General features: G+C 74.0%; 22 protein-coding genes and 3 tRNA genes. 10 read left to right on the forward strand and 15 right to left on the reverse strand.

The window, feature by feature from the left end; translation table 11 throughout:
- Nucleotides 1–69: 69 nt before the first annotated feature.
- Nucleotides 70–1,173 (forward strand): cyclophane-forming radical SAM peptide maturase AmcB, encoded by a 1,104-nt coding sequence (gene amcB, locus ACZ6PY_RS01020; protein WP_466069356.1) that lies wholly within the window; start codon nt 70–72, stop codon nt 1,171–1,173.
- Nucleotides 1,142–1,378: a multiple cyclophane-containing RiPP AmcA gene (gene amcA, locus ACZ6PY_RS01025; protein ID WP_466068104.1), complete on the forward strand. Its 237-nt coding sequence runs from the start codon at nt 1,142–1,144 to the stop codon at nt 1,376–1,378. The genes amcB and amcA overlap by 32 nt, the downstream gene beginning before the upstream one ends.
- Nucleotides 1,379–1,519: 141 nt before the next feature.
- Here amcA and ACZ6PY_RS01030 read toward each other — a convergent pair whose 3' ends face one another.
- Both ACZ6PY_RS01030 and ACZ6PY_RS01035 read right to left on the reverse strand, forming a co-directional pair.
- The gene (locus ACZ6PY_RS01030) at nt 1,520–1,738 is read right to left on the reverse strand and encodes a DUF3073 domain-containing protein (protein WP_091315761.1); all 219 of its coding nucleotides are present in this window, start codon (nt 1,736–1,738) and stop codon (nt 1,520–1,522) included.
- A gap of 303 nt (nt 1,739–2,041) precedes the next feature.
- Nucleotides 2,042–3,124 carry a Glu/Leu/Phe/Val family dehydrogenase gene (locus tag ACZ6PY_RS01035; protein ID WP_262283484.1) on the reverse strand — a complete coding sequence of 361 codons (1,083 nt, stop codon included), beginning with the start codon at nt 3,122–3,124 and terminating at the stop codon, nt 2,042–2,044.
- 174 nt (nt 3,125–3,298) lie between these two features.
- Here ACZ6PY_RS01035 and ACZ6PY_RS01040 point away from each other — a divergent pair, with 174 nt between their 5' ends.
- Both ACZ6PY_RS01040 and ACZ6PY_RS01045 read left to right on the forward strand, forming a co-directional pair.
- Complete coding sequence (locus ACZ6PY_RS01040) at nt 3,299–4,138, forward strand: DUF8083 family protein (protein ID WP_466068106.1); 840 nt, start codon at nt 3,299–3,301, stop codon at nt 4,136–4,138.
- A gap of 255 nt (nt 4,139–4,393) precedes the next feature.
- Nucleotides 4,394–4,603, forward strand: coding sequence for a BldC family transcriptional regulator (locus ACZ6PY_RS01045; RefSeq protein WP_007073996.1), 210 nt, complete (start codon nt 4,394–4,396; stop codon nt 4,601–4,603).
- Between the two features lie 91 nt (nt 4,604–4,694).
- On the opposite strand, the gene ACZ6PY_RS01050 is transcribed toward ACZ6PY_RS01045, so the two are convergent.
- Nucleotides 4,695–5,072: a PPOX class F420-dependent oxidoreductase gene (locus tag ACZ6PY_RS01050; protein WP_466068108.1), complete on the reverse strand. Its 378-nt coding sequence runs from the start codon at nt 5,070–5,072 to the stop codon at nt 4,695–4,697.
- Between the two features lie 113 nt (nt 5,073–5,185).
- Here ACZ6PY_RS01050 and ACZ6PY_RS01055 point away from each other — a divergent pair, with 113 nt between their 5' ends.
- Nucleotides 5,186–5,962 carry a class I SAM-dependent methyltransferase gene (locus ACZ6PY_RS01055; RefSeq protein ID WP_466068109.1) on the forward strand — a complete coding sequence of 259 codons (777 nt, stop codon included), beginning with the start codon at nt 5,186–5,188 and terminating at the stop codon, nt 5,960–5,962.
- Nucleotides 5,963–6,001: 39 nt separating this feature from the next.
- Here ACZ6PY_RS01055 and ACZ6PY_RS01060 read toward each other — a convergent pair whose 3' ends face one another.
- The gene (locus tag ACZ6PY_RS01060) at nt 6,002–6,289 is read right to left on the reverse strand and encodes a hypothetical protein (RefSeq protein WP_091041421.1); all 288 of its coding nucleotides are present in this window, start codon (nt 6,287–6,289) and stop codon (nt 6,002–6,004) included.
- 167 nt (nt 6,290–6,456) lie between these two features.
- On the opposite strand from ACZ6PY_RS01060, the gene ACZ6PY_RS01065 reads away from it, so the two are divergent.
- Together ACZ6PY_RS01065 and ACZ6PY_RS01070 are read left to right on the forward strand one after the other, a co-directional pair.
- Nucleotides 6,457–7,314 carry a 3-hydroxyacyl-CoA dehydrogenase family protein gene (locus ACZ6PY_RS01065; protein ID WP_466068111.1) on the forward strand — a complete coding sequence of 286 codons (858 nt, stop codon included), beginning with the start codon at nt 6,457–6,459 and terminating at the stop codon, nt 7,312–7,314.
- Between the two features lie 108 nt (nt 7,315–7,422).
- Nucleotides 7,423–8,166, forward strand: coding sequence for an enoyl-CoA hydratase/isomerase family protein (locus tag ACZ6PY_RS01070; protein ID WP_466068113.1), 744 nt, complete (start codon nt 7,423–7,425; stop codon nt 8,164–8,166).
- A gap of 55 nt (nt 8,167–8,221) precedes the next feature.
- On the opposite strand, the gene ACZ6PY_RS01075 is transcribed toward ACZ6PY_RS01070, so the two are convergent.
- Nucleotides 8,222–9,571: an ABC transporter substrate-binding protein gene (locus ACZ6PY_RS01075; protein ID WP_466068115.1), complete on the reverse strand. Its 1,350-nt coding sequence runs from the start codon at nt 9,569–9,571 to the stop codon at nt 8,222–8,224.
- Between the two features lie 166 nt (nt 9,572–9,737).
- Between ACZ6PY_RS01075 and ACZ6PY_RS01080 the strand changes: the two genes are divergently transcribed.
- Both ACZ6PY_RS01080 and ACZ6PY_RS01085 read left to right on the forward strand, forming a co-directional pair.
- A complete protein-coding gene (locus ACZ6PY_RS01080; RefSeq protein WP_313723638.1) occupies nt 9,738–10,127 on the forward strand; it encodes a hypothetical protein in 390 nt (129 codons plus the stop codon).
- Between the two features lie 38 nt (nt 10,128–10,165).
- Entirely contained in the window at nt 10,166–10,873 is a 708-nt protein-coding gene (locus ACZ6PY_RS01085) for a DUF2786 domain-containing protein (RefSeq protein WP_466068117.1), read from the forward strand.
- 9 nt (nt 10,874–10,882) lie between these two features.
- Here ACZ6PY_RS01085 and ACZ6PY_RS01090 read toward each other — a convergent pair whose 3' ends face one another.
- A complete protein-coding gene (locus ACZ6PY_RS01090; protein ID WP_466068119.1) occupies nt 10,883–11,398 on the reverse strand; it encodes an SRPBCC family protein in 516 nt (171 codons plus the stop codon).
- Nucleotides 11,399–11,605: 207 nt separating this feature from the next.
- Here ACZ6PY_RS01090 and ACZ6PY_RS01095 point away from each other — a divergent pair, with 207 nt between their 5' ends.
- Nucleotides 11,606–12,898, forward strand: a complete 1,293-nt coding sequence (locus tag ACZ6PY_RS01095) for a hypothetical protein (protein WP_466068121.1) — start codon at nt 11,606–11,608, stop codon at nt 12,896–12,898.
- Between the two features lie 10 nt (nt 12,899–12,908).
- On the opposite strand, the gene ACZ6PY_RS01100 is transcribed toward ACZ6PY_RS01095, so the two are convergent.
- The 9 genes from ACZ6PY_RS01100 to ACZ6PY_RS01140 all read right to left on the reverse strand — a co-directional run bounded on the left by ACZ6PY_RS01100 (nt 12,909) and on the right by ACZ6PY_RS01140 (nt 19,462).
- Nucleotides 12,909–13,724, reverse strand: a complete 816-nt coding sequence (locus ACZ6PY_RS01100; protein WP_466068122.1) for a hypothetical protein — start codon at nt 13,722–13,724, stop codon at nt 12,909–12,911.
- A gap of 174 nt (nt 13,725–13,898) precedes the next feature.
- Nucleotides 13,899–13,972, reverse strand: a tRNA-Phe gene (locus ACZ6PY_RS01105).
- A gap of 74 nt (nt 13,973–14,046) precedes the next feature.
- Nucleotides 14,047–14,120: transfer RNA gene (locus ACZ6PY_RS01110), tRNA-Asp, on the reverse strand.
- Nucleotides 14,121–14,153: 33 nt separating this feature from the next.
- Nucleotides 14,154–14,226 (reverse strand) — tRNA-Glu (locus ACZ6PY_RS01115).
- 155 nt (nt 14,227–14,381) lie between these two features.
- Nucleotides 14,382–15,176, reverse strand: coding sequence for a polysaccharide deacetylase family protein (locus ACZ6PY_RS01120; RefSeq protein WP_466068123.1), 795 nt, complete (start codon nt 15,174–15,176; stop codon nt 14,382–14,384).
- A gap of 78 nt (nt 15,177–15,254) precedes the next feature.
- Nucleotides 15,255–16,202: a MerR family transcriptional regulator gene (locus ACZ6PY_RS01125; RefSeq protein WP_466068125.1), complete on the reverse strand. Its 948-nt coding sequence runs from the start codon at nt 16,200–16,202 to the stop codon at nt 15,255–15,257.
- A complete protein-coding gene (idi, locus tag ACZ6PY_RS01130; RefSeq protein WP_466068127.1) occupies nt 16,192–16,797 on the reverse strand; it encodes an isopentenyl-diphosphate Delta-isomerase in 606 nt (201 codons plus the stop codon). The genes ACZ6PY_RS01125 and idi overlap by 11 nt, the downstream gene beginning before the upstream one ends.
- On the reverse strand, nt 16,794–18,275 hold the full coding sequence (crtI, locus tag ACZ6PY_RS01135) for a phytoene desaturase family protein (protein ID WP_466068128.1): 1,482 nt from the start codon (nt 18,273–18,275) through the stop codon (nt 16,794–16,796). The genes idi and crtI overlap by 4 nt, the downstream gene beginning before the upstream one ends.
- A gap of 29 nt (nt 18,276–18,304) precedes the next feature.
- A complete protein-coding gene (locus tag ACZ6PY_RS01140) occupies nt 18,305–19,462 on the reverse strand; it encodes a polyprenyl synthetase family protein (protein WP_466068130.1) in 1,158 nt (385 codons plus the stop codon).
- Nucleotides 19,463–19,519: the final 57 nt, after the last annotated feature.

Genomic DNA, 19,519 nt, shown 5'->3' on the forward strand with positions numbered 1-19,519 from the left:
GCCGCCTAGCCTGAAGGGCAGTTCAGGGCCAGCGGGGGAGGGGTGATGGCTGCGCGTACGCACACCGGAATGCGGGGCATCGCCGCCGTCCCCTCGTACGTGGTGATGCAGCCGACCACGCTCTGCAATCTCGACTGCGTCTACTGCTACCTGCCGCTGCGTGCGGTGGACCGCCGGATGCCCGTGGCGGTCGCCGAGGCGGTGGCGGCCTCGGTGAACCCCTGGGCGGCCGCCGGGCGCTTCTCGGTGGTCTGGCACGGCGGGGAGCCGCTCGCGGCCGGCCGGGAGCATCTGGCCGCCCTGCTGGCCCCGTTCGGGCCGGAGGTGGAGCACCACGTCCAGACCAACGCCACGTTGATCGACGACGCCTGGTGCGCGTTCTTCGCCGAGCACGGGATCCGGGTCAGCGTGAGCGTGGACGGCCCCCGGGACCGCAACGGCGAGCGGGTCACGCGGGGCGGCCGGCCGGCGTACGACCGGATCCTGGCCGGGGTGGCGGCGCTGCGCCGGCACGGGCTGCCGTTCTCGGCGCTGGCCGTGGTCTCCCGGCCGGAGCCGGGACTGGCCACCGAGCTCTACGACTACTTCCTCGACCTCGGCTGTGACGTGCTGGGGATCAACATCGAGGAGACCGAGGGTGTCAACACCCGCACGAACGCGCGCGACGCGGGCGCGGTGACGGGGTTCTGGGCGGAGCTGGTGGGCGCCTGGCGTCGGGATCCCCGGATCCACCTGCGCGAGATCGAGTGGTCGCTGCGCTATGCCGGCGCCGTCCTGGCCGGCACGGCGGACGACCTGCTGCCCCGCCGGCTCGACCCGATCCCCACGGTCGCTCAGGACGGCTCGGTGGTGGTGCTCTCCCCGGAGCTGGCCGGCTTCACCGACCCGCACTACGGCGACTTCAGCAGCGGCAACGTGCTGAGCACCCCGCTGGCCGAGATCCTGGCCGGGGCCGGGCGGACGCCCTGGGTGGGCGAGTTCCTCACCGGTGTGGAGGCGTGCCGGTCGTCCTGCCCCTACTTCAGCTTCTGCGGCGGTGGCCACGCGGCCAACCGCTACTTCGAGCTGGGCCGTTTCGACGGCACGGAGACCGAGCACTGCCGCAACAGCAAGATCCGCCTACTGGAGGGAGTGTTGGAGCATGCCCGAGACCACGAGTCACCGGCAGCCTGAGCGCGTCGGAGGAGCCGAGCCCGACCCGGTCGCCGACCGGGTGCGGGAGGCTGCCGACGGACTGACCGCACTTCTCCACGAGGCCGAGGCCGCGCGCCTGCTGCGGGCGGAGGTGTCGGGCGGCGACGGCGCCAGCGCGGTGTGCGCCTGGAACCACTTCGAGAACATCCCGACGTTCTACAACTGGAACAACCGGCCCCGCTGAGGTACGCGTACGCGATCAGGGGCCCGCCGGTCAGCCGGATGGCTCCGGGAGGGCGTGGCCCCTGATCGCCGGTGTGCCGCACTGGAAGGGCACATGCGTGAGCACGCGGGGAGTCACCGCGTGCTCAGATGCGACCGGAGGTCAGCGGGTCGGACGGACCCAGGTGTCCGGGTCGTCGTCCGCGTGATCCTCATCATCGTCGTCGACATACTCTTTGTAGTCGTCGTCGAAGTGCTGCTCAGACTTCCCACCAGCACCCGCCAACTCGCGCTGCAAGGCGGTGAGGTCGGTGTTCGGGGAGTGGTACTTCAACTCCCGGGCCACCTTCGTCTGCTTGGCCTTAGCACGGCCGCGCCCCATGGCTCGACCCCCTCGCACAGAATGCGGGGCAGCCCGAAGGCGGGCCCCGATGACGTCAGGCATCTCTCGTGGCTCTTACGGTACATGGGGATGCCACCGTTCGGCACCTCGGGTTACCGTCAACCGGCCCTGCGCGTCGCGGTGAGCCGGCCGTCACAAAGTGTACCCGGTAAGGAGTGGACGGCGGGAACGGCCGTGACAGCGGTCAAATCGGCACGAATCATCCCAACGCCCAGCTTAACGCCGGTGCCGCCGGCACGGCGCTCCGGGGGCGGGGCCGGCAGCCCCGCCCCCGGGTGACGCTCACCGCAGGTGGATCGTGCGCAGCCGGCCGACCTCGGCCATCCGGCGCTCGGCGAGCCGGTCCGCGGCCACCGCCGGCGGGACGCCCTCGTCGTCGGCGAGTCGCAGGATCTCGCGGGTCGTGTCGAAGATCCGGGTGGCCCGCAGCTTGGCGCGGTCGAAGTTGAAGCCCTCGATCTCGTCGGCGACCTGGATCACGCCGCCGGCGTTCACCACGTAGTCCGGGGCGTAGAGGATGCCCCGGTCGGCCAGGACCTTCTCGATGCCCGCGTGGGCGAGCTGGTTGTTGGCCGCCCCGGCGACCACCTTCGCGCGCAGCACCGGCACCGTGTCGTCGTTCAGGGCGCCGCCCAGCGCGCACGGGGCGTACACGTCGATGTCGGAGGCGACCAGGGCCGCGGTGTCGTCGACCAGCGTGACCTGCGGGTGGGTGGTGCGCACCCACTCCAGGGCCTTCGGGTTGACGTCGGTCGCCACCACCTCGGCCCCGTCCTCCAGGAGGTGACCGGTCAGGTACTTGCCGACCTTGCCCAGGCCGGCCACGCCGACCCGCTTGCCGGCCAGCGTCGGGCTGCCCCAGACGTGCTCGGCGGCGGCCCGCATGCCCTGGAAGACGCCCCAGGCGGTCAGGACCGAGGAGTCGCCGGCGCCGCCGTGCTCCACGCTGCGGCCGGTGACGTAGCTGGTCTCCCGGGCGATCACGTCCATGTCCGCGACGTAGGTGCCGACGTCGCAGGCGGTGTAGTAGCGGCCGGCCAGGGACTCCACGAACCGGCCGTAGGCCCGCAGCAGCGCCTCGCTCTTGATCTGCTCGGGGTCACCCCAGATGACCGCCTTGCCGCCGCCCAGGTCGAGGCCGGCCAGGGCGTTCTTGTACGCCATGCCGCGGGAGAGGTCGAGCACGTCGGCGAGGGCGTCCGCCTCGCTGGCGTACGGGTAGAACCGGGTGCCGCCGAGCGCGGGGCCCAGCGCGGTGGAGTAGATCCCGATGATCGCCTTCAGCCCGGACTGCTTGTCCTGGCAGAACACGACCTGTTCGTGACCTGTCGATCCCGGGTCGTCGGTGCTGGCGAATACGCCCATGGCTGACTCCTGTGTCGGTGTGCGCCCTTGTGGGGCGCGGACCCTGCTGGCACGCCGGCGGGATGGTGCCGGTGCTGCTGAGCCTAATATCGGCCCCAGCCGTACTGTCGCGCACGTCACGACGCCTCGTGACGGCGGCGGCGGGGAAGTCCCGTCTCGTGGGAGGATCGCGCCGTGCCGTCGCTCTTCGCTTCATACCTGCGCGTGTACGAGCCGCTGACCGCCTTCGATCGGGACCGCCAGTCGTTCTGGCGGCGCTACGTGAACGAGGGTCGGGCGATCGCCCCGCTGGAGGGGCCGGTCCGGCAGCGGACGGCGGTGATCGAGGCGCTGGGCGCGGGCTGGACCCGGCTGCCCGACCTGCCCGACGAGGCGTACGTGCTGGAGACCGACGACACGCTGCTGGTCTGTCCCTGGAACCTGCGGATCCGGGTCGCCGAGGCGGCGCTGAGCGCCCGCGACGGCGTGCCCTCGGTGCTGGCCGACGCGTTCGTCCCGCCGGTCCTGGCCGGCCAGGCGAAGGCGGTGGTGGAGGACTGGCGCAGCGGGGCGCGGGTGCTGGAGCACGGGGTGCCCCGGGTGCACGAGCAGATCGCCACCTGGGGGGTGCCGCTGCGCTGGTTCGTGCTCTTCGAGGCGCAGGAGCGGCACCTGGTCACCGAGCCGCAGCGGCGGGCGCTGCGCTACCGGACGGAGATCTCCAAGGCGCGCCGCAGGTCGTCCCGGGCGCTGTCGGTGCTCCGCAAGTCGGTCGGCGAGGCCCCGATCACCGAGGCGGTCGAGGAAGCCGCCCGCTGGCTGGAGGAGTTCCACCCGCGCTCGGTCGTGGAGCTCGACTACGGCGGCCTGGTGCAGTTGCTGCCCGACGAGACGCTCGCCGCCGACGACTCGACCGAGCTGGTCGCCACGGGGTTGGCCGGGCTCTCCCGGGGCGAGGCGGAGGAGGCCTCCGCGGCGTACGACAAGCTGGTCGCCCGGTGGCGCGCGGTGCAGCTGCTGGAGCGTTGCAACTAGGGCCGGGTTTGCCCGGGTTGAGGCCTTTCGATGCGAGAGTGTCTCGTAGTTGACGCATCACGAACCGTGATCATGAGTCCCATTAAGGTAGTTTCTGCGGCATAAAAGTCGTAAAAATCGGGCATGGTTCATCCGTCCGTCTAGGGACCTTCAGCCGTTCGGCCCATGTCGGACATCGGGGACTAGCCGGACCATGGGAGGCGCGTCGGCCGGCGGGACCCCGGCCGATGTCTATACATGTGGAGGAGTGACCCGATGGCATCGCGAACGCACGAACCAGAGCCGCTACTCACACCGGCCGAGGTGGCGTCGATGTTCCGTGTCGACCCGAAGACGGTGACCCGGTGGGCCAAGGCTGGCAAGCTCAGCGCCATCCGGACCCTGGGCGGCCACCGCCGTTACCGCGAGTCGGAGGTCCGGGCCCTGCTGCAGGGACAGATTCCCCAGCAGCGCCAGGGGGACTGACGACCCGGACGATTCTCAGGCGTTCCGATCAGGGGCGGTGGGACGTCGCGACAGCGACGATCCGCCGCCCTCAGTCGTTTCCGGGGGCGGCTCAGTCGAGCACGATGCGCAGGCCCACCGTGCCGCTCTCACCCCGCCGCAGCCGGCTGCCCAGCAGGCTCAACCGGCCGATCAGCCGGTACTTCTGCTTGAGCAGCCCCCGGATCCGCCGGGTCGACTCCGGGCCGCTGACCGTCGCGTGCCCCGGCACCGCCTCGCCGTGCGGCCGGCCGCGCACGTCGCACGGTGCCACCGTGACCCGGCCGTCGCGCCGGATCCGCTTCACCTTGCCGGAGTCCGACACGGTCCACACCGCCAGCGCATCGCCGTCCCGCACCGCCCACACCGGAGTCGGCACCGCCCGCCCGTCCTTACGGAAGGTCGTGAGCAGCACGTACTTCTCCGCCGCCAGGCGGTCCAGGTCTGTCACGCCGCTCAGGATACGGCCGTGACGCACCGGCTGAGCCCGGATAGCGTCAACGCCGTGAGCGCGAGGAGTGAGCCGGGTCTGCGAGCCCCGCAGTCGCGAACAGAGGTGGCGCCGTGAGCGGGGAACCCACGATCGGCGACGTGTTCGGCGAGATGATCCGCGACGCGTACGCGGTCAGCACCGGGATCGGGCCCCGGCCGCTTGTCGGCGGGCGGCTGCCCCGGCCGGTCATCGAGATCATCGAGCGCGACGACGGGCTGGTCAACGGCGCGCCCACGGAGCACTACCTGGACCCGCCGGAGCGGTGGCAGCCGTACGACCACCGGGCCGTCGACCGGGTGCACGGGCAGGTGCTGGACATCGGCGTGGGGGGCGGCCGCATCGCGCTGCACCTCCAGGAGCGCGGCGTGCCGGTCACCGGCCTGGACACCTCGGTCGGTGCGCTGCGGGTCAGCCGGCACCGGGGCGTACGCGACCTGGTGCTCGGCACCGTGGACGAGCACGTCGCCGACGGCCGGCGCTACGACACCTTCCTGCTGCTCGGCAACAACCTGGGGCTGTTCGAGGGGCGGGAGCGGGCCCCGGCGCTGCTGGCCGCGCTCGCCGCACTGGCCCGCCCCGGCGCCCAGGTCATCGCGCACGGCACCGACCCGTACGGCACCACCGATCCGGTGCACACCGGCTACCACGAGCGGAACCGGCGGCGGGGACGGCTGGGCGGGCAGCTCCGGCTGCGGCTGCGGTACCGGCTGCTCGGCACCGGGTGGTTCGACTATCTGGTGTGCTCGGTCGAGGAGTTCGCCGAGCTGGTCCAGGGCTCGCCGTGGCGCCTCGTCGACGTGGACGACCGGGACCACCCGTACTACCTGGCCACGCTGCGGCTGGCCTGACGCCGGCGGGCACCCGGGGGCGCCCGCCGGCATACCGCGTCAGACCTGCACGGTGGGCGTGGTCTGCTCCGGGGGGAGGCCGCCGTCGCCGTCGACCACCTCGTCCGGCGTGCCGTCCTCGTCGATGTCGACCATGGTGATGTCCACCTTGCCGTCGCCGTCGGTGTCGAACTGGAACAGGTCGGCCTTCCCGTCGCCGTCGGTGTCCACCACCCAGACGTCGGTCTTCCCGTCGTTGTTGGTGTCCGCGCGGAGCAGGTCCACCCGCTCGTCGCCGCGGGTCTCCACGGTCTCGGTGCTGTCGGCGCTCTCCGGTGCCTGGCTCATGTCGATCCTTCCTTCGGCGTTGACGGCCGTCTGTACCCGATCCGACGCGCCCCCACTCATGCCCGCGGGCCGGCCCTGCATAGGGTCGCACCCAGGATCGAGCGAGCGGGCCCACCCGGCGCGGCGGAGACCCCGCCCGTCACGGAGGCCGCGGCGGAGGGACATCGATGAGTGGTCGTTTTGTGGTCGTCGGGGCCGGCACCATGGGCCTCGGCATCGCGTACGTGGCGGCCGGCGCCGGGTACGCGGTCGAGCTGGTCGAGGTGGACCCGGCGCGCGGCGCCGAGGCGGTGCGGCGGCTCGGCGAGCTGTGGGAGCGCGGTGTGCAGCGCGGCAAGCTGACCGCCGAGGCGGCGACGGCGAACCGCGAGCGGGTCACCCTGCGGGCCGGCCTCGCCGAGGTGGCCGAGGGCCCCGACGTGATCGTGGAGGCGGTCCCCGAGCGGCTCGACCTCAAGCGGGCGGTGCTCGCCGACGCCGAGGGCCGCCGGCCCGCCCTGCTCGGCAGCAACACGTCCAGCATCCCCATCGCCGAGCTGGCCGAGGGGCTGGAGCGGCCAGCCGATTTCGTCGGCCTGCACTTCTTCAACCCGGTCTGGGCGATGGCGCTGCTCGAGGTCGTGGTCGGCCCGGCCACCGCCCCGGAGACCACCGAGGCGGCCGTCGCGCTCGCCGGCCGGCTGGGCAAGGACCCCGTCGTGGTACGCGACCTGCCCGGCTTCGCCACCTCGCGGCTCGGCGTGACCCTCGGCCTGGAGGCGATCCGGATGGTCGCCGACGGGGTGGCCAGCGCCGCCGACATCGACAAGGCCATGGTTCTCGGCTACCGGCACCCGGTCGGCCCGCTGGAGCTGACCGACCTGGTCGGCCTGGACGTCCGGCTCGACATCACCCGCACCCTCCAGGCTGCGTACGGGGACCGGTTCGCGCCGCCGCCGCTGCTCGAGGAGATGGTCGCCGCCGGCCGGCTGGGCAAGAAGTCGGGCCAGGGCTTCTACACCTGGCAGAACGGGGTGAAGCAGTGAGCGCGAGGAGTGAGCTTGCGAGCCCCGCAGTCGCGAACGGAAGGCGGGCACAGTGAGCGCGAGGAGTGAGCCCGCGAGCCGCGCGGTCGCGAACGGAAGGCGGGCACGGTGAGCGGGCTGCGGATCGAGGAACTGCCGGACCGGCTGGTCGTCACCCTGGACCGGCCGGAGAAGCGCAACGCGATCGACGCGGACCTGATCGGCGAGCTGCACGCCGTCTGCGCCGAGCTGGAGGCACGGCCCCGGTTGCTGCTGCTCACCGGTGGCACGGAGGGCATCTTCGCCGGCGGGGCGGACATCGCCCAGCTCCGCGAACGCGGCCGGCTGGACGCGCTGGCGGCCATCAACCAGGGCGCCTTCGCCCGGATCCGGGCGCTGCCGATGCCCACCGTGGCCGCCGTCGACGGCCCGGCGCTGGGCGGCGGCGCCGAATTGGCGTACGCCTGCGATCTGCGGGTGTGCACGGCGCGCGCGGTGTTCGGCCAGCCCGAGGTGCGGTTGGGCATCCTGGCCGGCGCCGGCGCGACCTACCGGCTGCCCGCCCTGGTCGGCGAGGCCCGCGCCAAGGAGCTGCTCTTCACCGGCCGGCGGGTGGACGCCGACGAGGCGCTGCGGATCGGGCTGGTCAACCGGGTGGTGGCCGAGCCGGCGGAGCTGCTGCCCACCGCGCACGGCCTGCTCGACGAGATGGCCAAGGGTTCGGCGCTGGCGCTGCGGCTGACCAAGCTGGCGGTGGACGCCCCGGCGGCCGCCCACCCGCAGCTCGACCTGCTCAGCCAGGCGGTGCTCTTCGAGGACGAGGAGAAGCACCGGCGGATGACCGAGTTCCTGGAGCGGCGCCGCTCCCGCTGACCGCGGACACGACGAGGGCCGCACCGGTTCGCCCGGTGCGGCCCTCGTCGTCGTCTCACTGCCGGATCTGCACCCCGGCGTCGGCCAGCGCGGTGATCACCCGCGCGGACTCACCGAAGCCGATCACCAGCACGGCGTCCGCCCCGTAGTCCTTGATCTCCTTGGCGCCGGCGGAGAAGTCCACCGGCGGCGGCGACGCGCCCTCCGGGGGCACGTAGGAGAGCAGCTTCACCTTGTCGGCGCCCATGCCCGCCCGCTCCAGCTCGGAGCGGACGTTCTCCTGGAGGCCCTCGCCGTAGGAGTCCTTCCGCGCGACGATCACGATCTTGTGCGGTCCGTCGCGCATTATCACGTCGGCCAGCGCCCGGCCCTGGAGGCCGTCCGGCGGGGCGGTGCGGAAGTAGAGGCCCTTGTCGTCCACGGTGCTCAGCCCCGCGTCGGTGTTCGACGGGGAGAAAAGAATCCGGCCGGCGGCCACCACGTCGGGCAGCACCGCCCGGGAGATGCCCGAGGCGCCGGCGCCGATGATGACGTGCGCGCCCTGCTGGACGTGCGAGGCCACCGTCGCCTTCGCGATCTTCGGGTCGGTGCCGTCGTCGCCGTCGATCCACACCACCGGCTCGCCGAGTGCGCCGCCCGCCGCGTTGATCTCGCGGATCGCCAGCGCCGCGCCGGCCGCCATCGGCGGGTACGCCAGGGCCAGGTCACCGGTCTTCGGCAGCAGCCCGCCGAGCACCAGCGGGGAGCCGTCCTCCTTGTAGGACTTGCCCGGACGCGACTTCTTGCCCCGCGGCGGCGTCTTGGTGCTCGCCCCCGACTCGTCACCGGCGCCGACGAACTCGGTCTTGCCGTCGTCCAGCTGGTGGTCACCGAAGTGCAGCGTCGCGTAGCTGGCGGCGGCCGGCTCACCGACGTCGGTGAACCCGGCGCGGGTCAGCGACACCCCGCGGTACTCGATGTCCTGGCCCGCCCGGGCCAGCTGGAGGCAGGTGGCGACCTCGTCGCAGCGCTGGCCGCCGGTGGTCGCGCCGACGATCTGCTGGGCGATCGCGGTCGGCTGGGTCGTGCCGGCGAGCTGGGCGGCCAGCACGCTGATCACGATCGCGTCGTAGGTCTCCGCCGAGTAGAGGTAGTCCTTCAGCTTCGGATCTACGGTGCGTAGCCGTTCCTTGAAGCTCTCGGGCAGCGGCGTGAGCGGGGTGGTGCCCTTCATGCCGTTGAGAAGGTCCGCGCGGTCCTTCAGGGCGTCGACGTACGAGTTCTGCATGTTGCCGTCGGTGCCGTAGAGGCGCACCTGGGTGGTGGCGGCCTCTTCGGGCTTGTCGCTCCCGCAGGCGCTGGTGGCGAGCAGGAGCGCCGCGCAGGCCGTGGACAGGGCCGTACGCGACGCGCGAGATCTGAGCATGGTCGTCCTTCCTCCGGCGAAGGTCCGCTGCGCACATTAGCGTGCCGGCGCGGAGAGCGGGACCGTGGAGGTCGGTCCGTCGGCACCCCGACTGCCGGTATCACTCTGCGTGAGGGAGGGGCCGTTCCGGGGTCACCGCTTGACCCTCCGAACTACTGTTCCGCAGGTGACCGACGAAGCACAGCAGACGCTGGACGATGCGACCGCCGTGCTCCGCTCGGCGCTGGCCGGTGACGGCGACGGCGTGGTGGGCACCTTCGACGCCGTCGTGGACCGCTCCGGGCTGGCCGGGGCGTACGGGGTGGCCTGGTGCCTGGCCGCCACCATGGTCGGCGACGAGGCCCCCGCGGGCGGCGCCGCGCTCGACTTCCCCGGGATCGACCAGGCCGACTACGACACCCGGTGGGTGGCCCGCTTCGTCAGCGCGTACGCCAACCACGACGCCGACACCGGCGAGGCGCTGTTCGGCGCCGCGGCGGCCGACGGGCTGCTGCCCGACTGCCTGCTCACCCTCGCCGGGTCGACGGTCGCGACGCTGCGCAGCCGGGCGGGCTGACCGACCGTCCCGGCCCCCGCCTGTGATAGCTCTGGTGCATGTCCGAGGCGATGCTCAGCAAGGTCCGCAAGCTGCTCGCCCAGGCCGAGGACGCGGCCTGCACGCCCGCCGAGTCGGCCGCCTTCATGGCCAAGGCCACCGAGCTGATCGCCCGCTACGGCGTGGACCGGGCGCTGCTCGCCGCCCGCGAGCCGGGCACCGACCCGGTGGGCGACCGGGTGGTCGAGGTGGTCGCCCCGTACGCCCGGGACAAGGCCGGCCTGCTCGCGGCGGTCGCCGACCCGCTGCGCTGCCGCTGCGTACGCCGCCGGCAGGGCAGCGGCTTCGACCTGCACCTGTTCGGCTTCGCCAGCGACCTGGAACGGGTCGAGCTGCTCTTCACCTCGCTGCTCGTGCAGGCCGCGCACGGGCTGGCCGGCACCGCCGTACCGGCCGGGGAGCATCCGGCCGCCTTCCGGCGTACCTGGCTGGCCGGCTTCGCGCAGGCGGTCGCCGAGCGGCTGCGGACGGCCGAGGCCGGCGCGGTCGCCGGGTCCGGGGCGCCCTCCGTGGCGCTGGTGCTCGCCGACCGCTCCGACCGGGTGCAGCGCCGGGTGGCCGAGGTGTATCCGCGGCTGCGTACCGCCCCGCGCCGTCGGCTGGCCGGCAGCGGGTTCGGTCCGGGCGCGGCCGCGGGTCGCCGGGCCGACCTCGGCGGCACCGGCGTGACCGGCGTCCGGTCGCCGGCGCGGGGCATCGACCGCTGACGCCGGGGGTCAGTCGGTGGTGCGGGCGACCGTCGCCAGGTAGCGGCAGAGGAGTTCGTGCCAGCCGGCGGTGAGCGCCTTGCGGTAGCCCTCGGCGGCCTCACCGTGGCGGTCGAAGTAGCGGTGCTCGACGTCGACCCGGGTCAGCTCCGGCGCCTCGGGCTGGAAAAGGACCTCGACCTCGCTGGCCCGCGCCGGATCCGGCACCGGCACCCGGTCCGGCCCGAGCTGCCAGGTGAAGACCAGCCGACGGGGCGGATCCCAGGTCAGCACCCGGCCCCAGTCGCCCCGGAAACCGTACGGGCCGATCTCGTAGAGCATGCCGCCGGCCCGCGGTTCGATGCCCAGCTCGGCCAGCGCCTCGGGCCCCGACCAGGTGTATTCGCGCACCCACCAGTCGGTCAGCGACCCGGTGAACACGGCGTACGCCCGGTCGGCGGAGGCGGGGACGAACAGTGTGCTGCGGAGGGAGAATCGGTCGAATTCCTGGCGGACCTCATCCGGATCGGCCATCCCCTGTCCCATAGGCCCGGACCATACCGGCTCATGCCCGGCTGTGCAGCTTTCATCTTCGCCCGCTTCCGGACAGCGGGAGCCCCCTTTCCCGACAGCGCCGGGCCGCCCTCAGCGCCGCTGTTCACGGGCGTACGGGACCACCAGGGATGCCCCGCCGGAAACCGGGTAACCGCCGCTGATTCGGCCCGGCCGACGGGCCAGCGGGGAGCGGGGAGCATGAGCGAGAACGGAGCGACCGAGCGGGAGCCGGACCAGACGGGCGGGCGGCCCGCCCGCCAGGACGGCGGGCAGTCCGAGCCGGACGTCCTGCTCGACATCCCGGAGGTGACGGTCGACCAGATCCGGCTCTCCGTCCGGGGGCTCGACGCCGACCTGTCCCTGCGCGCCCGGCTGGCCAACCTGCTGCAGCTCGACGCCGGGGTCCGGGTGCACCTGGACGACGTGGAACTGGACGTCACCGGCGTCAGCGCCGAGGTGCTGCTCAAGGTGCGCCTGGAGAAGCTCGTGCAGATCCTGGACCGCGCACTCACCAGCATCGACCGGAACCCGCACCTCATCGAGGCGCTGGCCCGCGCGGCCGTGACCGACGTCGACGAGGTCAACCGGGTGGCCCGGCAGCTCGCGGGCGCACCCGTCCGCGACGAGAGCGGGCAGCGGATCGGGACGGTCGGTGCGGTGGCCGACCGGCCACTGCGGGAGGGCGTCGGCCGGCCCGCACCGCCGTCCCCGGCGGCGCCCGGCGGGGCCCGTGCCCCCGAGCCGCCGATCGGCGCCCGGGAGCAGCCGGCACCATCCCCGGGCCAGGGGCGGCCGAAGCCGCCGGCGGGCGGTCAGAACGGCGGGACTGGCGCTCCGCCCGCCGGCGGTGGTGGCGAGCAGCCGTCCACCCGCGGGGGCGGCGGTGCCACCCGCGAGGGCGGCCCGGCGAGCCGCCAGGGCGGCGGCACGTCCCGCGAGGGGTGGCAGCCGGGCGTCGGAGGCGGCCAGACCAGCGCCGTCGGGCAACCCGGCGCCGGGGGCGGCCAGACCGGTGCAGGCGGGCAGCCCGGCGGCGGGGGCGGCCAGACCGGTGCAGGCGGCCTGGCCGGTGCAGGCGGGCAGGCCGGCGGCGGGGGCGGCCCGAGCGGCGCAGGCGGGCAGCCCGGCCGGGAGAGTGGGCAGCCCGGCGGCCCGTCCGGTGCGGGTGCTGGCCGGCCGCCGACCGGTCAGGCACCCACCGGACCCGGAGGGCCAGCCGCCGCCGGAAAGGCCGCCGAGCCAGGGAAGACCGCGGACCGGGGCGCCACCGGCGAGCAGGGGAAGACCGCGGACCGGGGCGCGACCAGCGAGCAGGGGAAGGCCGGTGCGCAGGGGAAGCCGCCCGCCGGCGGCAAGCCGGAGGAAGCAAAGAAGGAGCCGCCCGGACCGGCCCAGCTCGCCGGCCAGGCCGGGGAGACGCTGTTGCAGGCCGGCCGGAGCGTCTGGGAGGCCATCCAGAACGGCATGAGCCAGCACCGACCGAAGCGGTAGTTCCTCAGGCTCAGCGAAGCGGGGCCGGGGACCGCCACCAGGCCGTACGCCGGAGCAGCAGCAACGCCGCGACCGGCGTGAGCGTCACGGCGAGGGCGACACCGCTGGTCAGGTCGCGCGGCGTCCAGATCAGGTTGTCGCCGATCCCGTTGGCGTGCGCGATGAGCGAGCTGGCCACCAGCAGCCCCAGGGCCGCGAGCGTGGCCCCGACGCGACGCCCGCGCCCGCCGCGCTTCGCCGTGGCGCCCCGCCGCACGGGCCGGGTGACCACCGCGACGGGCAGCGGCGGTGCCGGCCGGGTGACCACCGCAACGGGCTGCGGCTGCCGGACGGCCGCCGGCTCGGCGACGGCGGGTCGGATGCCGACCTCGGGGGACGGCGCGACGGTCGGGCGCTGGCCGGTCAGCCGCGCTTGGAGGGCGGTGAGCCCTCGGACGGCCCAGACCGCCGGCGGTGCGACCAGCAACATGATCAGGGCCGCGTGGGTCGCCCATGCGCCGGCGAGCGTCGGCCCGCCCCAGGCGTGGGCGTACCAGGCGGTGCCGGTCTGCTCGCCGAGTCCGAGCCAGGGGCGGAACGGGTACGCCAGCACGTTGATCACCACCAGGTAGGCGAGCACCGCGGTCAGCGCGGTGGAGGCGACCGCGACCGGCAGGGCGAGCAGGGCGGCGCCCAGTCCCCGCAGCCGGCCCGGCCGCCGCACCGCCCCGCCCAGTGCGCCCAGCGCCCGGGGCACGGCGACCACCGACGAGGCGAGCCGTCGCCGGCTCTCGGCACCGTAGGTGAACCGCCAGGGCGCGAAGATGTCCCGCTTCTCTCTCGTCATGCGGCTCAGTCTTGGCCCGGCTGCGCCCGAGACACCATCGGGACCAACCCCGGCCCGACCCGGACCCACGCCCCTGACCAGGCTTCTCGACACCTGCCGGAGCGGGTGCCAACAGCAAGATCCCCACCGGCGTTTCCGCTGGTGGGGATCTCTGTAGCCCGGCGAAAGGCTATGTGGCCAGGGGCGGGGTCGAACCGCCGACCTTCCGATTTTCAGTCGGACGCTCGTACCAACTGAGCTACCTGGCCGTGCTGTCGGCTCATGCTACCGCACAGGCCGATACGCAGAACGCCGCGCATGAGAGGCGCGGCGTCAGCGCTTGCGGTCCTGACGGGACTTGAACCCGCGACCTCCGCCTTGACAGGGCGGCGAGCACTCCAACTGCTCCACAGGACCTAGCTGGTGTTGCATCCGGCCTGAGCCGGACCGTGCCCCCAACGGGATTCGAACCCGTGCTACCGCCTTGAAAGGGCGGCGTCCTGGGCCGCTAGACGATGAGGGCGGCCCCGCCATCATTGCACACTCGCAACTTCAAGCGGACTTGCTCCCATCCGGCCCCGCCGGAGGCATGAGAAGCATATGCCATGCCTCCTCGGCCGGCCAAACCGGTATGGCCACGGGCACAGAGCCGGGCGAAACCGCAGGTCAGAGGCGATGTCACCGCAGCCGGGCGATTCCGTACCGCCGCTTGAGGTCCGGAATCAGGTGCCGGCAGGCGGCCATCGTCTGGGTCCGGTCGCCGCCCGCGTCGTGCATCAGGACGATCGAGCCGTGGTGGGTCGCGGCCGTCACCCGCTTGACGATCGTCTTCGCCGGCGGGTGGTCCCAGTCCTGCGGGTCGACGCTCCAGTGCAGCGGGCGCAGCCCGAGCTGGCGGGCCACCGTCAGCTCCTCCGCCGTCCAGCGGCCGCCGGGCTGTCGGAACCAGGTGATCGGGGCGCGCGGCGCGGCCGCCCGGATGGCCTGGTTGGTGCGGACCAGGTCGGCCCGGATCTCGGCGAGCGGCCGGCGGCCGAGGTTGATGTCGTGCCGCCAGCTGTGGTTGCAGATCTGGTGCCCCTCGCGGGCGATCCGGGCCACCAGTTGCGGGTAGCGCTTGGCCTGCTTGCCTACCAGGCAGAAGGTCGCCGTGACGTGGGCCGCCCGGAGCTGGTCGAGGATCTGCGGCGTGTACCGGGGGTCCGGCCCGTCGTCGAAGGTGAGGGCGACACCCCGGCTGCCGCTGGAGCGGTGCAGCCCGGCGGGCAGGGTCTTCGGCACCGGCCGCAGTTTCGGCTTGGGCGGGGTGGTGCGGCTCGGGCTGGGCCGTGGGCTCGGCGTGGGCGACGGCGTCGGGGTGGTCGGGGCGGCCGGTGAGGCGGCGGCCTGGGACGGGGTCTTGCCGGGCTCGCCGCAGCCGGTCACGAGGAGGACCAGGCCGAGGGCGAACGCCAGCACGGCGCGTGGACGCATCGTCGCTCCGAGAGGGGTGGGGTCGGGCGGACTTTCCGACCGTAGTGGACGTCGCGCCGAATCGGGAGGGCCGGCCCCTCAGCCCGTCGTCGACTGGTCCAGGGAATCCCGCACGGCCACCGCCAGGGACACCGCCTCGGCCAGGTTCACCGGGCGGACAACCCCGGCGGGGAGCGTGTCGGCCCGCCAGCCCGGCCCGGCGGCGAGCACCAGCAGCGGGCGGCGCGGGGCGGCGAGCACCGCGGTGAGCTGGTCCGGACCGGCCGTGGCGCGGGTGTGCGACCAGAGCACCACGGCCGCCGGGCCGGTGCGGTTGACCGCCTCGACCAGGGCGGGCACCGGCACCCGGGCGCCCAGCATCCGGTAGCCCACCCCGACCTCGGCCAGGGCGGCCCCCAGCGCCTCCAGCGGCAGCGTGTGTTGTTCCTCGTCGGCGCAGGCGAGCAGGATCCGGGCCGGCCCGGTGGCCGGGTGTGCCCGGGCCACGGTGGCGAACGCCTCGGAGACGCAGCGGGACACCAGGTGCTCGACCTCGACCAGCCCGCCGGTGGCGGCGTGCCGTTCGCCGATGCCGGCGAGCACCGGCCGCAGCAGCCCGTCCCAGGTGGGGACCACGCCGTCGGTGGCGAGGGCCTGCGCGATGGCCTGGCCGATCGCCACCGAGTCCAGCCGCATGGCGGCGCGGGCCACGCCGCGGGCCGCCGGTCCGGCGCGGCCGACCGGGATGGTCGTCCCGCCGCCGTCCCGGACCGCCGTGACCCGCCGGTTCGGCCCGGGCTGTCCGGCGGGGAGGACGGCCGGTGCCTGCCGGGCCCAGCGGGCGGCCTCGGCGGGGGCGATCCCCTCCGCGGTGAGCCGGCGCATGATGTCCAGGCGCGCGAGATCCGCCGGCGTGTAGCGCCGGTGGTGTCCCGGCACGTGCTCGCTGGGGCCGAGGCCGTAGCGCTGGTGCCACGTGCGCAGCGTGGTGACGGCGACCCCCAGGCGGCGCGCGACGGCTCCCGCGCTCAGCGCCTCATCCGCCACCCGACCGCTCCGGTGCCTCGTCGGCCGGCGCGCCGGTCCGGGCCACGCCGGCGACGGGACGGGCCGGCCGCAGCAGCCGGTTCACCACCCCGCCGAGCCAGGGTGCGTACGCGCGGGGGTCGACGTCCAGCTCCGCCTCCAGCTCGCGGGGGTCGACCCAGCGCAGGGTGGCCACCTCGTCCGGGTCGGGCCGGATGGGCAGGTCGGCCGGTACGTCGGCGCGCAGCACGTGGTCGTACTCGAACTCGACCCGACCGGTGGCCGGGTCCTCGGCGTAGTAGACGTAGATCCCGACCTCGGTGAGGTCGACCGGGTCGACGCCGAGTTCCTCGGCGAGCCGGCGGTTGGCGGCCTCGACCAGCGACTCGCCGGGCAGGGGGTGGCCGCAGCAGGCGTTGGCCCAGCGCAGCGGGAACCGGGTCTTCACGGCGGCCCGCTGTTGCAGCAGGATCCGCCCCCGCGGGTCGACAAGCAGCACCGAGAAGGCCCGGTGCAGCCGGCCGGGTGGCTGGTGGGCGGCGGCCACGGTGGTCTCGCCGAGCACCCGCCCGCCGTCGTCGACCAGCTCGACGAGGTGCTTCTCCCGGGCCGTCACGACGTCCTCCCGGTGATCCGCGAGGCGGCGAGCTTGCCGCTGATGAGGACCATCGGCACGCCCACACCGGGCTGGGTGCCGGAGCCGACGAAGACCACGTTGCCGAGCGTCCGGTGCAGGTTCCGCGGGCGGAAGGGGCCGGTCTGGAAGAGGCTGTGCGCGGCGGCGAACGGGGTGCCGGCGGCCATGCCCTGCGCCGCCCAGTCGGCCGGGGTCACCGCCCGCAGCACCTCGATGCCGTCGCCGAAGCCGACGTAGCCCCGCTCCTCCAGCGTCGTCACGAGCTGGTCGGCGTACCGGCGGGTCAGGTCGCCCGGCCAGTGGAAGGGTGCCCGGTGGAGGTTCGGCACCGGCGCGAGCACGTAGTAGGTGTGTCTGCCGGCCGGGGCCACCGACGGGTCGGTCCGGCTCGGGTTGGTCACCAGCAGCGACGGGTCGGTCATCAGCTCGCCGCGCCGGATCACCTCGTCGAACGTGCCCTTCCAGGACCGCCCGAAGTGGATGTTGTGGTGGGCGATCCGGCGGTAGCCCTGCGTCGAACCGACGTGCAGCACCACGCAGGAGGGCGAGTAGGTGAGCTTGCGCTGCCGGCCGGCGGGCAGCAGGTCCCGGTAGGCGACCGGCAGGTCCGGGTTGAGCACCACGACGTCCGCGGGGACGAACTCGCCGTCGGCGGTGACCACGCCGGTGGCCCGGCCGTGCGCCGTCTCGACCCGGGTCACCGTGGTGCCGTAGCGGATCTGGACGCCGTGCTTCTCCGCCGCGCCGGCCATCCCCCGGGAGACCGCGTGGATGCCGCCGCGCGGGAAGCACACCCCGGCCACCGAGTCGAGGTACGCGATGACCGCGTAGATGGCCAGCGCGTCGTGCGGCGCGAGGCCCGCGTACATGGCCTGGAAGGAGAAGATCCGCTGGGTACGCGGGTCGCGGAAGAACTGGCTGATCTTCGTCTGGAGCCGCCGGAAGGCGCCGTTCGCCAGCAGCCTGAGCAGGTTGCCGGTGAGCAGGTCGGTCGGCGCGTCCAGGTTGCGCTCGATGAAGTCCGCCCGCTCCCAGCGCCACAGGTCGCGCGCGTAGTCGACGAAGCGCAGGTAGCCGTCCGCCTCCCGGGGCCCGCAGACCCGGGCGATCTCGGCGGCCATCCGGGTGGTGTCGGTGATGACGTCCAGCGTCGACCCGTCCGGGTAGTACGCCCGGTAGGCCGGGTCGAGCGGGGTCAGGTCGAGCCAGTCGCCCAGCTCCTCCCCGACCGCGCCGAGCGCCTCGGCGATCAGGTCGGGCATGGTGAGCACCGTCGGTCCGGTGTCGAACTCGTACCCGTCGACGCCGAGCCGGCCGGCGCGCCCGCCGGGCACCGGCTCCCGTTCCAGCACGGTCACCTGCCGGCCGCTGCCGGCCAGGTGCAGCGCGCAGGCCAGTCCGCCCAGCCCCGCGCCGACGACCACCACCCGGTCGGTACGCCCGCTCACGGTGCGCATTCCGGCTCCCTTGTTCGTGAAGTTGCCCATCATGCCCGCCGCGTGGTGGCGGCGGTGGCGAGGCCGGTCAACGCGGTCCGCGCGGTGCCGTCGATCGGCGCGCCGTCGAGCACCACCTGCGCCTCGGTCACCCGGTCGGCGATCATCCGTTCCACCCGGGCCACCGCCCCGGTGTCGCGCACCAGGTCGGCCAGCCGGGCCACCTCGCCCGTCCCGGTGACCGTGCCGGCCCGCTCCAGCGCGCGGCGCTGGGCCGGTGTGGCGAGCTGCCGGGCGAGCATCAGCAGCACGGTCGGCTTGCCGGTCCGCAGGTCGTCCCCGGCCGGCTTGCCGGTGGCGGCCGGATCGCCGTAGACCCCGAGCAGGTCGTCGCGGAGTTGGAACGCCTCCCCGACGGCCAGCCCGTAGCGGGTGTAGGCGGCGATCAGCCGGGGGTCGGCCTCGGTGCCGGCCAGGGCGGCGCCGAAGAGCAGCGGTCGCTGGACGGTGTAGCCGGCGGTCTTGTAGCGGGCCACCCGCAGCGCCCGGTCGACCGACCAGTTCGCCGCGTCGTGCTCGCCGAGCACGTCGAGGAACTGCCCGGCGACGGTTTCCACCCGCATCTGGTCGTAGCAGCGGCGCACGTCGAGCAGTTGGGCCGGCGGCACGGCGGCCTGTGTCATGAGCCGGTCGGCCCAGACCAGGCAGAGGTCGCCGATGAGCACGGCGACGGCCTCGCCGTAGCGCTCCGGGTCACCGGTGTGCCCGGCGGCCCGATGCCGCAGGGCGGCGGCCCGGTGCGCGGTGGGCCGGCCGCGTCGGGTGTCGGAGGCGTCCATCACGTCGTCGTGCACCAGCGCGAAGGTGTGCAGCAGTTCGAGCGCGGCGAGCGCCGGCAGCACCGAGGGCAGCGGCGCGTCGCCGCCCACCACGCCGCGCCAGCCCCAGTACGCGAAGGTCGGCCGGACCCGCTTGCCGGCGGCCAGCACGCAGTCGCGGGCCGTCGCAGCGAACCCGCCCATCGCCACGTCGATGTCGGCGAGCGCGTCGACCTCGGCGGACAGGAACGCCGTGAGGGTCTCGTCGACGGCCGTCACCAGGTCCTGTGTGAACGCGGCCAGGACGCCGCGGACCGGATCGTCGGTCGCGCCGGACTGTGCCGGCGCGACGAAGCGGGGCGGAGTGCCGGCAACTGCGTCGTTGGCCATGTGGGGGAGCGTACCCTAGGGTTACGAGTTGCGTCGATTGCTGCGTCGAATCTGAGG

This window comes from Micromonospora sp. NPDC048907, assembly GCF_055586885.1.

Coding starts and splice junctions, on each gene's coding strand:
- ACZ6PY_RS01140 (WP_466068130.1), bottom strand. CDS start 19,462: ATGGCCAACGACGCAGTTGCCGGCACTCCGCCCCGCTTCGTCGCGCCG.
- ACZ6PY_RS01085 (WP_466068117.1), top strand. CDS start 10,166: ATGTCCGAGGCGATGCTCAGCAAGGTCCGCAAGCTGCTCGCCCAGGCC.
- ACZ6PY_RS01030 (WP_091315761.1), bottom strand. CDS start 1,738: ATGGGGCGCGGCCGTGCTAAGGCCAAGCAGACGAAGGTGGCCCGGGAG.
- amcB (WP_466069356.1), top strand. CDS start 70: ATGCGGGGCATCGCCGCCGTCCCCTCGTACGTGGTGATGCAGCCGACC.
- ACZ6PY_RS01090 (WP_466068119.1), bottom strand. CDS start 11,398: ATGGGACAGGGGATGGCCGATCCGGATGAGGTCCGCCAGGAATTCGAC.
- ACZ6PY_RS01065 (WP_466068111.1), top strand. CDS start 6,457: ATGAGTGGTCGTTTTGTGGTCGTCGGGGCCGGCACCATGGGCCTCGGC.
- ACZ6PY_RS01095 (WP_466068121.1), top strand. CDS start 11,606: ATGAGCGAGAACGGAGCGACCGAGCGGGAGCCGGACCAGACGGGCGGG.
- ACZ6PY_RS01075 (WP_466068115.1), bottom strand. CDS start 9,571: ATGCTCAGATCTCGCGCGTCGCGTACGGCCCTGTCCACGGCCTGCGCG.
- ACZ6PY_RS01120 (WP_466068123.1), bottom strand. CDS start 15,176: ATGCGTCCACGCGCCGTGCTGGCGTTCGCCCTCGGCCTGGTCCTCCTC.
- crtI (WP_466068128.1), bottom strand. CDS start 18,275: ATGCGCACCGTGAGCGGGCGTACCGACCGGGTGGTGGTCGTCGGCGCG.
- amcA (WP_466068104.1), top strand. CDS start 1,142: ATGCCCGAGACCACGAGTCACCGGCAGCCTGAGCGCGTCGGAGGAGCC.
- ACZ6PY_RS01045 (WP_007073996.1), top strand. CDS start 4,394: ATGGCATCGCGAACGCACGAACCAGAGCCGCTACTCACACCGGCCGAG.
- ACZ6PY_RS01035 (WP_262283484.1), bottom strand. CDS start 3,124: ATGGGCGTATTCGCCAGCACCGACGACCCGGGATCGACAGGTCACGAA.
- ACZ6PY_RS01100 (WP_466068122.1), bottom strand. CDS start 13,724: ATGACGAGAGAGAAGCGGGACATCTTCGCGCCCTGGCGGTTCACCTAC.
- ACZ6PY_RS01060 (WP_091041421.1), bottom strand. CDS start 6,289: ATGAGCCAGGCACCGGAGAGCGCCGACAGCACCGAGACCGTGGAGACC.